Here is a 12,635-nt window from a genome sequence, read left to right on the forward strand (position 1 = left end):
CAGTACTCCTAGTTTCAAGGACCGAATTTACCCATGAACACCACAAACATCCTTCTACTTTGCGGCGGTGGATCTTCAGAGCATGAAGTATCTTTAGTTTCAGCCAATTACCTTTTTGAACAACTTAATAGCGTTGCAGATTTTAACGTTGTAAGAGTTGAAATTAAGAACGAAGGCTGGTGTCTTGATTCAGGTGAATTGGTTTATCTTGATATTAACGACCAAACCTTACGCGGTGACAATTTAGCATCTAAAGTCGATTTCATTGTGCCTTGCATACACGGTTTCCCAGGTGAAACAGGTGACATTCAATCACTGTTTGAAATGGCTAAAATTCCATACCTAGGTTGTGGTCCAGAAGCAAGCAACAACAGCTTTAACAAAATCACGTCAAAGCTTTGGTACGACGCACTTGGTATTCCAAACACGCCGTACCTGTTCTTATCAGACAACAATGATCAAGCTCACTCACAAGCAACTCAAGCATTTGAAAAGTGGGGTAAAGTGTTTGTGAAAGCGGCTCGTCAAGGTTCTTCTGTAGGTTGTTACCAAGTTAACCAAGTAGAAGATTTAAGCGAGGCTATCAACAAGGCGTTCACTTTCTCGGACCAAGTATTGGTTGAGAAATCAGTGGTGCCTAGAGAGCTAGAAATTGCTGCTTATGAAATCGATGGCGAGCTACACATCAGCAAGCCGGGTGAGGTGATTGCACCGAATGGCGCATTTTACTCTTACGAAGAGAAGTACAGTGCAGACAGCCACTCGATCACTGAAGTTGAAGCAAGTAATTTAACTGACGAACAGCGTGAATTGATTGCAGACAGCGCACGAAAAGTCTTCACCCAGATGAAGCTTCGTCACTTGTCTCGTATCGACTTCTTTTTAACGCAAGACAACGAAATCTACCTGAACGAAGTCAACACCTTCCCAGGTATGACGCCAATCTCCATGTTCCCTAAAATGGTTGAGCATGACGGCCACAAATTCAGCCAGTTCTTAGAAAACTGCGTGAGAACAAGCCTTTCTTAGGTTTCTAACTCGTTTTCGTTCACTTAGAGCTGAACCAACAAGTGCCTTGAGCTTTCGCCAAGGCGCTTTTTGTTTTTAACGCTAACCGTTTTTACAAATATCGTTTTAACCATAACTTATATCAAAATAGTAATATCCAAGTAATCTGCGACCCGTCATTGCCAAGGTATTAACGCCTTAAACTTCATCTTCTCACTATCAGCCGTTCCCGTGAAACCGACATATTGAGCTGGCATTGCCGGGCTAAGCCAACGACCAAAGTCCTGAATCTCTCTCACCTTAAGACCTTGTTTCGACAACTCTTGTGCAGCACCAACACGAATCGAATTTCCAGAGAAATGGTGATTTTCTGGCAGTTGAAGTAAGTCGCTAGCTCTTCTCAATATCCTATAGATGGACGAATCATCTAAAGGCTGCAAACCAATATTCTCATGCTTGTCTATCGCACGAAATACTGGCAAGTCATCTTGTATACCAGTAAACGAAAGCCAACGTTGAAGTGCAACACTGGCTATTTGTGACAACTGATAAGCCGAATCTTTGACTGTTACTTGGTAATGATCTTCAACGTACTCAACATCACTCATCGATAACAACTTAAGCTCTGAGCGCTTTAAAGCACACTCGAACATCACGTTATAAATAGCAATGTCTCTGATCTCTTTCAGGTTTGCTTTCTCATGGGAGAGTAACGTATTCAAATCAGTGAGATGCACAGATGTCATAGCATTGGTTTGTTTAGCGTCACCGGCCATTTGAGATTGTAAGTGGAGTAGGGTAAAGCGAACTTGCCTGTGCTTGATCGGGTTAGCAAAGCTCAACACAGTATGTAACATGCTAAGCGTTGCAGTGTAACGTTTTAGCGATGCGTATTTTCTATCGTTAGACTCCGTTTCAAGAAAACGACGAACAGCGGTTATAGATGCGGGAAGTGTGTTAATACGATGTTTGGTACAGAACGCATGATAGCGATTCCAATCACTGTAAATGCCCAACAGTGAATTGCGAGAGTATTGAAATCCTGTCAACTCATCTATAATTTCTATTGTCGCGTTGCTGTTTAATTTTTCAACAAATGAATTAATTATCACAGAGTCAGTTAAAATAGGGACTTTTTTTCTCAAATTACCATACCTCGACAGGTGTTTTTACCATATTATGCTTGATATCATTATTAGTATACTTATGATTAATGCAGTGAAAACAGAAAGATGATTAATAGATATGGCTAATTCAATTTACCGAAGCGTCCATCTTCAATCGATAGATGCTAACAACACAGTTTGGCGTGCTAAGTTAAAAAACAACGTTATTCAGGGCAACCTAGCTGCCGTGAAAAAGAGTATTGATTGGTGGATTGATACCGCATCTATTATTGATCCAAAAGAATTCATGTCATTAAATAAGTCGAGAGGAACTGGTGGCTCGACTGAAAACTTCAACGGCTACCAAATCAAGAATGACACCGGTGAGCCTAATGCGTGGTATTGCATGTTTAACGGTCGCTTAATCAAAGGCGGCAAGGTTGCAATCCAACGCCATATAGAAGCTTACTTACTCGCAAAACAAAAAGCAGAGCAACAAAAGAAGTAAATTATGAGCCTAGTATATTCAACAGAAACAGGTCGCATTAAGCCTGAAGAAGAGAAAGTCCAACGTCCTAAAGGCGATGGTATCGTTCGAATCCAAAAAGAAACCAAAGGCCGTAAAGGCAAAGGCGTTTCTGTCGTAACTGGCTTAGACCTAGATGACGCACCATTAAAACTAATGGCAGCAGAACTCAAGAAAGTTTGCGGCTGCGGTGGCTCAGTAAAAGATGGCAACATCGAAATTCAAGGTGACGCGCGCGACAAGATCAAAGCGCACCTTGAAAAGAAAGGCTACAAAGTTAAATTTGCTGGCGGTTAATCTCTAACTAATACCAGGGTTAAAATCGAAGATTATTATCACTGGTTATTAGGTATTTTATGGTAAATAGCCAGTATGGTTAAATACACAGTATAAATTAGAGAATATCGGCACAATACAAAGGCAGGGCATCACACAAAGATACCTGCCTTATAAACATCAAAATCCATTTAACATAACGTACATAATACGCACTGAGACTGTAAGACCCAGATAGTAATGTCACTATTTTCCAAAGCTATCCTTATCATCGTTTCCTCTTAAACCCTTAATACAACTGGTGCCTCAAGCATATTGAGTTCACCAGCATTCTTTAAACGCTCTTTTAACTCAATCATTATACGTGTGGCCGCCATCTACATGATTCACCGCGCTGTGTGTAAACCTTGTGGGCATTGCTGTCGTTTCTTTTTTAGATTTTACACACGCCACCGTGTTTCTTGTTGGCTACACACGTTGAATTCTGTTTTGTGTTATCCACTAAGCCAGTTAATTTTTCTCGTGTGAACTCGTCTGTAAATTTCCATGCTGAGTTTTTTAAACCAAACTTTACAGCTCGCTCTAAAGTTTATGTTTGTTGGTTAGATTGTTGGATTACTCTGTGTTCCTCAGATCTACGTAATGTCACGAACAGACATGTTCACATGGACTAAGTTACTTTACCGAAACTCACAAACATTCACGTTCGTGGTTACTTGACCCTTAGATCATCGTTGGAATGGATTTAGATACACTTTGGCCGTGCTACCTTGATCACGCCTGAACGACGCGAGTTTAATCCGAAAGAATTGCTCAGTTTTGCGTATTGGCTCGACGAACGCCACGGTCGAATTGATTCCCCAAAGTTCTACCCACCTAAAGAGCATCCATTGCCATTTCGTGGCGGCCGTAGTTTACCATCGAAGCCTTGGGTGCCGACTAAATTCAAATAAGGCAGGTACAACACTCAAGCGAATTGCTTCTAATCATAGTCACGGCAACGGGATCCACAAGAAAGTGTGGCCTCAGCGCTACGACAACTTGTGTTATACTGACACCAGTTACCGAGAATACATCGGGGCTAAAATTGAAGAATATCACGAGCTCATCGCCGAATGGGCCTCAATGGAGGGCGACAATATGGCAGCACAACTTCCCCGCTCTACAAACCGCACAGCGCCGGCGCCCAAGGCGACCCCAGAGCGCATGAAACAAATACTCGAAGCGTTGAGAAAAAACCAGAAGAAACAGGCTGACAAACACGAAGGAAGCGTCTAAAACAAGTGTTTTTTCTTATAGTTAGGGTGATAGATGTTAACCACCTACTAGCTAAGGTCGTAAATACTAAAATCAACTTTTGCTGAATAAGCAGCGCGTTGAAAATAACGCTTTATCAATTTTTAGTAATTAAATTCTTAGTTTACTGCCGACGAGAGTAACTGAATATTGTCAGATAACTGCTTTAATTCATTCCCATACCCTATGAATTCCATCACACTCAACAAAATAGTTCTGAACTGAATCCCGAATTCAGTATCCTGAGCTGCTTCAAGAATTTCTTTTTCTAATCCAAGGACAGTAATAGCTGACGTAGCCGCTCTTTTTAGGGATTGGATATCATGGTCTTTCAAATATGCTTCGATACCTGAAATTAGTTCTGCAATGTAAACATCTAAAAAAACTTTCAAGTCAGGAGATATGTCTTCGACCCCTGATATAGCTTCAAACAAACTTTTTAACTGTTCATTAAGTTCTCCGAGCGTTGATATTTCATCTGGAGAAAAAGAACTGATACTTGGATGGTTTATGTACCATATAACTTGCTTGAGATGGTTTTGAACATCGTCACTTAAATGCTGAGCAAATATAGAACCAGGAGTGTTAAAGTCCATAGTTTTAAACAAATGATCGACTTTACCTAAAGACTGCTCAATAGTTTCAGTCGGGAAATTTAGTTCTTCTAGTTTAAACCTTATTTCATTTGGTAATTTTGTTATATTTGAGAGCTCTTCATATAGTCGAGTTATATGCTCATTTTCAAGATTTAAAACTGCCAACCAAATGACTCTCGCTTTGGTATTGGAATATTTTGGTACAATAATTTTATTGATGAGACCCAACAATTCTGTCGCAGGGTTATAAACCGTATTCAAAAGTAAATCCTCTAAATAAATCAAGATAACAACGCCCGCTTAAGCAGGCATAAATAGTTGGTAAAGCTATGAGGAACAAACAATAGCAGTTCCGTTTTAAGCACTTCCTCGATACTCGAGACTTACTTACCTAAAGGGTTTTTTAGATATGATGCAGCAACTTCAACCGCTGTTTCTGCGGTACTTCTAGATAGAGTGTTAAGAAATTCCTTACCTTGTTCTTTCCAATAGCTTTCAGGAACTAAAATAAAATCCATAGAAGCTTTGATAACTTCTAAGCGATGAACCCAGTAAGGTATCTTTTTATTCAATCGCGAACATACATCTTCATGGGGATGAGGTTTCCAATTGTTAAGTACAAACTCAGCACCCGCAAAGTGATTACGTAAAAAGACCAGAGTTTTTTCTCGTAGTATTTCATGCTTCCTAATATTTACATAACCGTCTTTGATTGCTTCTGAACAAGTACTTGGATTGTAATCAGGACTATCCTCGTTTATCTTTTGGCAAAAGTCATTCCATTCTAACCACTCATGAATAAGGGAGTCTAACTGTTCACAGACCCATACCTTGTTTGGGTTCGTAATAGATAATACTGGTAATGGTTCATGATTTTTCACTCAAAATGACTCCTAGTTATAGATTTGATTACGTCTGCATAAAGCGTTCTCTTAGAAATTTTCTACACGGCACCCAATGGCTTACTTGACGCAATTAGAAGTTTATGTGCTAAAAATTTTGCAAGCTCGATTTCGTGTTCTAAGTGTTTAATTTCTTTACTTTGAGGGTGCAAGACTTCCAGATCACCTTCAGCTCCCTTTGTATGCACAATTCGACATCTAATGTTGTAGAAACGTTGCCACATTTGACTTAACAAATCATCGTCTTCGGCTGTTGAAAATATCTTAAAAGTAGAAAGTTTAACGGCATTTTTGGAGCGAAAATACTCTTCTCGTCTACTATCGGAAGTTAGCCACTCGCGTAAAATACGAGGATCTACACATTCTTTAATTGTTGCTTCTAACTGTGATAACTCTGAACGAGAAGAATCAGCAGCTTTTACTATATTAAATATTTTAGCTATGTCTTTTTGGCTATGAGAGTTAAAGCAAGGGTCTTTAAGTAGATTGCTTACTTTTTTCTGAGCTGCCAATTCTGAATAAATCGGGTAGTAAAACTCTACTACTTGATAGAACGCCAAATACCTTAGTAAAGGCATACCAATTGCAGATTGTGCGTACCAATATAAAGACAACGCTTCACTATCATACTTTTGACCAATCTTAGACAAGGTGAAGTCTGTGTTTGCTTTAAGAGGCACACCTCGTGGGTATGTATTTTCTGTTGACAACATCAAAGGCATATTCGTTTTACAATCAAACTCAAAGCAAATCGCAGCAAAAATTGTTTCAATAATATCTAAGGCTTTATCGTGATGTTGAATCTCGCAACCGTGGATCTTAATTGTAGTTGTTGAAGCCCTATACTTTTCTAGCCTCTCTATAGGAAACGAAGGGCGAATTCTACCGCGTTCTCGACACAACTCAAATATCATGAACTCTTTCGATGCTTCGGAAATTTCAGCTTGCACACCGTCGATATGAGTATCTATGAACCACTTACCATCCTCAGTTAAGCTTTCATGCTCTCTGAACATTCGGCGAAAAGGGAAACCTCTATGTGGCAACTCAACCTCACACTCAATAACGTCATGAACAGATGACCAAATCGCCTCGTAACCTTCGATACATTTGAAGTCATAAAACTTAACGTCGTGTTCCTGTATATATTCACAAGAGTGGTGACTAATCAATAATAAAGACGTTTTTCTTGCTTTGGGTATGTCGATTTTAAGAAGACCTTGCCCCTCAACTAGCTCATAGTTCAAAGACGAGTTTTCACATTTACCTATAATTTGTTGAAACACCACTTGTACCTTTTAAACGATAAATCATCGGGTTGGCATTAAAAGTAGAACGCCTTGTGAAGGGCAAAAAACCAGTGTGCCGTAATAGAGCGAAGAAGAAATAGCCCACTTGTGCCTAAATAAACCATTTTTTTGGCAACAATTACTGCTCAGTTGATTCCCCCTTCCTAACGACTCTAGTCTCCAACATTTTTTTAAAGCCTAGCTCTGTTAACCCCCATTTGGAAACAGCACTTTCGTTATTAATAGAGATTAAATTTAATGCTACAAACTGAATGCGAATAGTAAAAAACACCTGTGTATCGACAAGCAAACTACTAATATTATAATCATTTGTATCCGTACCACTATAATGTGAAGCAATAAACTCATTAATAGAGGTTTCATATGGATTATCTACCAAGAATGGTGAAATCGTGCTAAAAAGCTCATCCCAAGTAGTTTCTTTAGACCAATTAGCATATCGAGTCTTTTGATTAAAGCTTTTCGCATAGATGCTGTAGTCGCCTTTAAGTATTATTTTGCTACTAAAATTTGCTAACTCGGTTTCGGGAATTAGTGTTGATGGAGAATTACTTTCAGCCAACTCTATACTTAGCCTATTGTTTTCTTTCCTTAATTCATTTATTTCAGCCAATAACTCAGGGGAAGCTGTTGAGTCAGCGCGAACCCAGCCTATAGCTGGAAACATTTTCATGGTTTTGTTTAAACTAAGTGAAACTTGGCCTGGTAACTGGGCTGGATTGTCCCAGAAACGAATTAATCGACCTTCACTGACCTTCTCACGAAAATCTTGTAGCTTTTGGTAATTACTTTCATCATTTTCTGATTTTGCCCTTGGTAATTCATCTGGTGATTTATGTAATAAAGCTATTACCTTAATACCTTTGCTTACTGCATAATCAAACTCTTTTTCTGTGTAACTGAGCCCGTCATCAGCGGTTGAACCATAACGACCTCCAATTATTAATAGATAATAATCGCAGTCATCAATGATTTTTTTTTATAAATTCCCACTGTTCTTCATCTGCTGCAGGGAATAACTCCATTCCCGCAGGAATGCAATCCATCTCCATCAATGTTTGCAGCACACTTTGCCTTTCGTCTTGAAGATCAACATAGGTTGAACTCACAAATACTTGATAGCGCTTATCCATAACATTCCTATTGACTTTAATTGACATAGACTATCTGCAGTATTGGCGAACATTTCGACTTACAGATATAGTTCTGTCTGCGTGAATTCCGAACAAGGATTATAACTATTAATCCTATTTATAACAGTGATTTAAATCATTAGCTGTAAAACTAGATGCTAAGGATTTAGTCTCCTATAGAAGAAATAAAAAAAAGCCACTTTTATAACAAAGCAGCTCTTTAAATTCTGTGTTCTTACCGGCGTTTCTTGTAGCGTTTTCGTGTGGTGTTCGCCCTCACCACGCGCCCATTCTTGATCGTGTAACCTTTCTTAAGTTGGCCGTTTGGGCGGCGGCCTTTGCACTTGTGTCCTTTCATTCGGTATCTCCAGTTTTCGTATCCGTTGCTCTTGGTCTTGCTGCACTCGCTTTATCCAGTTGATGTCCGTTTTCAAAGCCGCAATCGTGCCAAGGCTTGAGACTCAACCTGTAATAAGTGCGATGATTAACGCATCAAGTAACGCCATCACTTCGTTTTCCATCGAGATGCGTAGTATTCAAGTAGGTATCGCACCATGGCGCGTAATTGGGAATGAAAGATTAGATGAGTGGTACGAACGCTCTCATAGACAACAAAGTGTTTCGATAAAACTTGAGCTTAAAAAGTGACACTGTAACAAAATAGCCCTCCACTTTAATTGATGAGCAGTAACAGTGGCCTCGTGACTCGTATCACAGCAAGCCATAAAGCTCGCACACACCGCTCTGATTACACAAACCGAGCCACTTTAAATTTAACTGTATAAATATACAGTTAAATTATGCCCCCCGTAAAAACCGTACTTATTGAGCAAATAACATTCAGAATCAAGAGTCTGCGTTCAATTTTTAAACTTGAATTTGGTCTAATGGTGCGCTTTCCTGTATAAACGTCAATTCTGGATCAGTTTTGGGTATAGCAATTTTATCAATGCTAATACTCTAATCTCCGATTGCGCCAACTCTAAGGCATTGCGCATTACATTCGAATCACGTGTACGGGTTAGTATCATGAGCGACAAAGCATTCCGAAAACTCAACATATTCCTTTCGATTTTTTGCCTAGCAATCACGCTAGTGTCGTTGAGCTCTTTTAATACGCTCATGAATAAGAGCTACGTTATTACACCAGACAAATACCCTACACGCGTTAACACAGACAGAGACCACGATGGTGGCACCGTAGGCTCATTACATAAGTTAGAAGATGGAATTGAGTTACAGTGTGACTTTGAACGGACCTATAGTTTACCCTTCTGTGAAATTGAGTTCGTTATATCGACACAAGGTAAAGGGCTCGATCTCTCAACGTTCGATTCGGTCACCATTAATATGGATTACCAAGGCCAAGAAGACCCAAGGTTTCGCTTCTACATTCGTAATTACGACAAGAATTACAGCGTGAAAGGCGATGCTATGTCGAACAAGTTCAATCGCTTAGACTTCTCGCTACCAGATAAAAACCACATCGACTTAAACTACTTCAACGTTCCTTTTTGGTGGATTGATCATTACAACCAACCTATTACGAGTAGCGCGGTAGACATTACAAATGCGGTGTCTGTTGAGCTCGGGCTTGGAGCCAGCACGCTAGATGGACACCATTCACTTAAGATCTCGAGCATTGTTTTCCACGGTAAAGTCATCAGCAAAGCTTTGTTGGGTGAGCTTTTGGTTGGATTATGGGTGACGTATGCCATCTATTATGTGGGTTGTGCGTTACATATCGCGCAAAGAAGCAAAACGCGTGCAGCAGAGCAACAACGCCATTTAACCCAAGAAATTGAAGAGCTAAAGGTAAAGGCCACAACCGATCCGTTGACCGGATGTAGAAACCGAACCGAAGCGTTAGATACCTTCTATGATTTCGAATGGCTGGCGCAACAAGGAAAAACGATTCACATCGCGTTGTTTGATTTAGACCATTTTAAGCAGATCAATGATCAACATGGCCATGAAGTGGGTGACAAAGTACTTATTCAGTTTGTCGCAACGGCGAACGAGAGCCTTGGTGAACAGTACTTGCTTTATCGCTGGGGTGGTGAGGAGTTCCTTTTAGTTTGCCTGGAACAAACTGCGCTACAGTGTAACGAATCTATCGATAATTTTTACCTAGCAATGAACCAAAGCCCTTGGCCTAAAGCGCTTCAAGTAACGACTTCGACCGGAGTAACACAGCTTAAACAGCATGAATCGATACGTACTGCCATCAAACGTGCAGACAAAGCGCTCTACCAAGCTAAAGACAACGGAAGAAACCAAGTCGTTACGTTTTATTAAGGCTCGCTATACTGGACTGCAGCTACACATTCAACTCTCGGCCAATACTCAATCACACGCCATTAATGCCCTGTCGATATCTACTCTCCAATTAAGCACCCGTTAGATTCTTAAGTGCTGACCAAACAAGCCCATAAGCTTTGCTGTCTCATCAGAACTTAAATCGATTCGTATGACTATAAGCGCGCTCTCGCCATCTGCTATAACACCGTTTGCTACAACACCATCTGTAATAACGTCATCAATAGCATTCTCAAATTGATACGCGCCGCATTCCTTAATCGACTTCTACACAACACCTTACGCCTCGTAAGCTTTTTAAATACTTATTCTGTAAAGCACATATGTGGCAACGAAGCTTGCTCTAAGCGGTGGTAAGCCATTCGCGGTATCGGTTTTGAACATTACCGTCGTTACTTATCTCGCACTGTTTTTAGATGAAATCCTCATTTGTCTGCTTCTGAACATTCATACACTCGTATCCGCTAAAAATAGAAGTAACAACGTCACCAGCCTTAAAAAACACCATATATTTAAACACTTAGACGTGGTGACATAAATACTGACACCTAAAATGGCGATTGTTTTACTTTCAGATCTTGCTGTAATTTAATTACAACCCAAAACCAAGGAAAGCCTGAAAAGTGGATTATTCCGACATAACTTACTGAATAAACGGAGTTTAATGGTTTTGGATAGGTCGGGAATTTAGGGTAGCTAAAGAGTTGGTATGTACGAGATAATATACTAGAGGGTAATATATTTAGTTATAGTGCACTAAGGTGTTAAAAAAGAAGGGCTGATGCCCTACTCTTCTTTATTACTCATTTCTTCACGAATTTGCTCAGCAACGATTTTAATCGCTTGTGCTGTGCTGATGCCCTGAGTCATCATTTCTTGAATTCGTTCAACAGCTTTCTGTTGTTCTTCGTGAGAAAGGGTTGGTAAGTCGTTTAGCATGCTCTGCTCCTTTATTTAAGAGCAGAACTATATAAGGACTGTTAGTAACTAGCAAGGAAATTGATTGATGCACCCATTGCATTTTCATTTGTGTAGTTAGCACTTAGATCTAGCTGAAACAAGTTCAATGGCGAGATACCAACACCAGCTGTCACTGTTCCTTCTGAATCAGAGTAAGCCAGGTTCTTGTAATACCCTCCCCTTAGCTTAAGCTGACGTAACAGGTCGACTTCTGTACCAACACGAATCATCTGTTCGTTGTCCTCGAACGAAGTAAACTTCTCTGTCTCGTTTAGGTCGTAATCAACACTCAACGTAAAGTAATCAGAAACGATACCTGCACCCACTGTGTATACCGGCTCTAGTTGGTAAGTGTATTTACCACCAACTTGGTGTGTCGCACTACTTGTGCTGCTGGTAAGTGTTCTTGTTGTGTCTTTTGTTTCGATATCTCTAGAGATCAAGTTAGTTGCTGCAACACCTACTCGGAACGGGCCGAAGAACCAAAGTGCACCGGCATCCATGTTGAATGCAGTGTCGCCATCGCTGTTTTCTCTAACGTCGGACAAATCGTAATCATTAACCGACGCAACGTAGTTATACGTATAAATGCGTTGGATCTTAGGTGTGATACCAAATGAGATGTGTTGACCCATAAAGGTTTGGTATTTTGCTAAAGAAAGGCCAACTTCTGCTACGCCTATTGAAACCGCTTCAACAGTAGACAATTCTACTTTGTCTTCATCTGAACCTGTCGTGTAAACGTTAGGAGTCGCAAATGATTCTGTATAGGCTTTAGCGAAAAGGTTTGCCGCGACAAACTGGTTCGGAAGAGCAAACGCGACAACACCACCAAGTTCTACATTAGCTTGGTTGCCATCAAGTTTATTGAGCGCTGCATCTAAGTCTGCGGTGTTTGACGCATCAACGACACTATCGACATTCGATTTCATGTCGTTAGGGTCATTATAATTACCGCCGAAACTTGGCGTGATCATTCCCATGTCATCATTACGACGATAAATGGCAACAAGTGCTGGGTTATAGAATGGAGCAGTTAGGAAGTTTGCTGAAACAACACCAACACCACCCATCGCATCACCACGCGCTTCAATGGCGTAGTTTGCTGCTGAAAGAGGAAGACTGGCGAATGCAATTGACGCTGCGAGTAGTTTTGTAGTTTTTTTCATGCCGTTTATCTTTGTTAGATCCCTTACATAGTTA

The 12,635-nt window shown here is 40.3% G+C and carries 13 protein-coding genes and 2 pseudogenes; 5 read left to right on the top strand and 10 right to left on the bottom strand.

All coding sequences use genetic code 11. From position 1 onward, the window contains the following. Positions 1 to 33: 33 nt before the first annotated feature. Entirely contained in the window at positions 34 to 1,029 is a 996-nt protein-coding gene (locus tag AB4154_RS14605) for a D-alanine--D-alanine ligase (RefSeq protein ID WP_017064584.1), read from the top strand. A gap of 155 nt (positions 1,030 to 1,184) precedes the next feature. Here AB4154_RS14605 and AB4154_RS14610 read toward each other — a convergent pair whose 3' ends face one another. Beyond that, positions 1,185 to 2,153 carry a tyrosine-type recombinase/integrase gene (locus AB4154_RS14610; protein ID WP_017060094.1) on the bottom strand — a complete coding sequence of 323 codons (969 nt, stop codon included), beginning with the start codon at positions 2,151 to 2,153 and terminating at the stop codon, positions 1,185 to 1,187. Between the two features lie 100 nt (positions 2,154 to 2,253). Here AB4154_RS14610 and AB4154_RS14615 point away from each other — a divergent pair, with 100 nt between their 5' ends. The 3 genes from AB4154_RS14615 to AB4154_RS14625 all read left to right on the top strand — a co-directional run bounded on the left by AB4154_RS14615 (position 2,254) and on the right by AB4154_RS14625 (position 4,194). Further along, positions 2,254 to 2,622 carry a DUF3319 domain-containing protein gene (locus tag AB4154_RS14615; protein ID WP_017060095.1) on the top strand — a complete coding sequence of 123 codons (369 nt, stop codon included), beginning with the start codon at positions 2,254 to 2,256 and terminating at the stop codon, positions 2,620 to 2,622. Between the two features lie 3 nt (positions 2,623 to 2,625). Next, positions 2,626 to 2,937: a stress response translation initiation inhibitor YciH gene (yciH, locus tag AB4154_RS14620; protein WP_008221404.1), complete on the top strand. Its 312-nt coding sequence runs from the start codon at positions 2,626 to 2,628 to the stop codon at positions 2,935 to 2,937. 798 nt (positions 2,938 to 3,735) lie between these two features. Continuing rightward, positions 3,736 to 4,194: a hypothetical protein gene (locus AB4154_RS14625; RefSeq protein ID WP_372123416.1), complete on the top strand. Its 459-nt coding sequence runs from the start codon at positions 3,736 to 3,738 to the stop codon at positions 4,192 to 4,194. Positions 4,195 to 4,331: 137 nt separating this feature from the next. Here AB4154_RS14625 and AB4154_RS14630 read toward each other — a convergent pair whose 3' ends face one another. From AB4154_RS14630 to AB4154_RS14660, 7 genes and pseudogenes are all read right to left on the bottom strand, one after another. Next, positions 4,332 to 5,069, bottom strand: a complete 738-nt coding sequence (locus tag AB4154_RS14630; RefSeq protein WP_371693800.1) for a hypothetical protein — start codon at positions 5,067 to 5,069, stop codon at positions 4,332 to 4,334. A 122-nt stretch (positions 5,070 to 5,191) separates the two neighbouring features. Next, complete coding sequence (locus AB4154_RS14635; RefSeq protein WP_372123375.1) at positions 5,192 to 5,689, bottom strand: hypothetical protein; 498 nt, start codon at positions 5,687 to 5,689, stop codon at positions 5,192 to 5,194. Between the two features lie 62 nt (positions 5,690 to 5,751). Continuing rightward, entirely contained in the window at positions 5,752 to 6,996 is a 1,245-nt protein-coding gene (locus tag AB4154_RS14640; protein WP_372123377.1) for a hypothetical protein, read from the bottom strand. A gap of 142 nt (positions 6,997 to 7,138) precedes the next feature. After that, a complete protein-coding gene (locus tag AB4154_RS14645; RefSeq protein WP_372123378.1) occupies positions 7,139 to 7,693 on the bottom strand; it encodes a hypothetical protein in 555 nt (184 codons plus the stop codon). A 246-nt stretch (positions 7,694 to 7,939) separates the two neighbouring features. Beyond that, positions 7,940 to 7,993: pseudogene (locus AB4154_RS14650) on the bottom strand (DUF4062 domain-containing protein); the annotation flags it as partial. Next, positions 7,986 to 8,153, bottom strand: coding sequence for a DUF4062 domain-containing protein (locus tag AB4154_RS14655; protein ID WP_372123380.1), 168 nt, complete (start codon positions 8,151 to 8,153; stop codon positions 7,986 to 7,988). The gene AB4154_RS14655 and the pseudogene AB4154_RS14650, both read right to left, overlap by 8 nt. A 311-nt stretch (positions 8,154 to 8,464) precedes the next feature. Then, positions 8,465 to 8,659: pseudogene (locus AB4154_RS14660) on the bottom strand (hypothetical protein). A 484-nt stretch (positions 8,660 to 9,143) separates the two neighbouring features. Here AB4154_RS14660 and AB4154_RS14665 point away from each other — a divergent pair. Continuing rightward, a complete protein-coding gene (locus AB4154_RS14665) occupies positions 9,144 to 10,451 on the top strand; it encodes a GGDEF domain-containing protein (RefSeq protein ID WP_372123382.1) in 1,308 nt (435 codons plus the stop codon). An 807-nt stretch (positions 10,452 to 11,258) separates the two neighbouring features. Here AB4154_RS14665 and AB4154_RS14670 read toward each other — a convergent pair. Further along, complete coding sequence (locus tag AB4154_RS14670) at positions 11,259 to 11,411, bottom strand: YoaH family protein (protein ID WP_004731009.1); 153 nt, start codon at positions 11,409 to 11,411, stop codon at positions 11,259 to 11,261. Positions 11,412 to 11,452: 41 nt separating this feature from the next. Further along, positions 11,453 to 12,601 carry a conjugal transfer protein TraF gene (locus AB4154_RS14675; RefSeq protein ID WP_372123384.1) on the bottom strand — a complete coding sequence of 383 codons (1,149 nt, stop codon included), beginning with the start codon at positions 12,599 to 12,601 and terminating at the stop codon, positions 11,453 to 11,455. Positions 12,602 to 12,635: the final 34 nt, after the last annotated feature.

This window comes from Vibrio sp. 10N.286.51.B11 (assembly GCF_041469245.1).
Classification (GTDB): Bacteria; Pseudomonadota; Gammaproteobacteria; order Enterobacterales; family Vibrionaceae; genus Vibrio; species Vibrio crassostreae_C.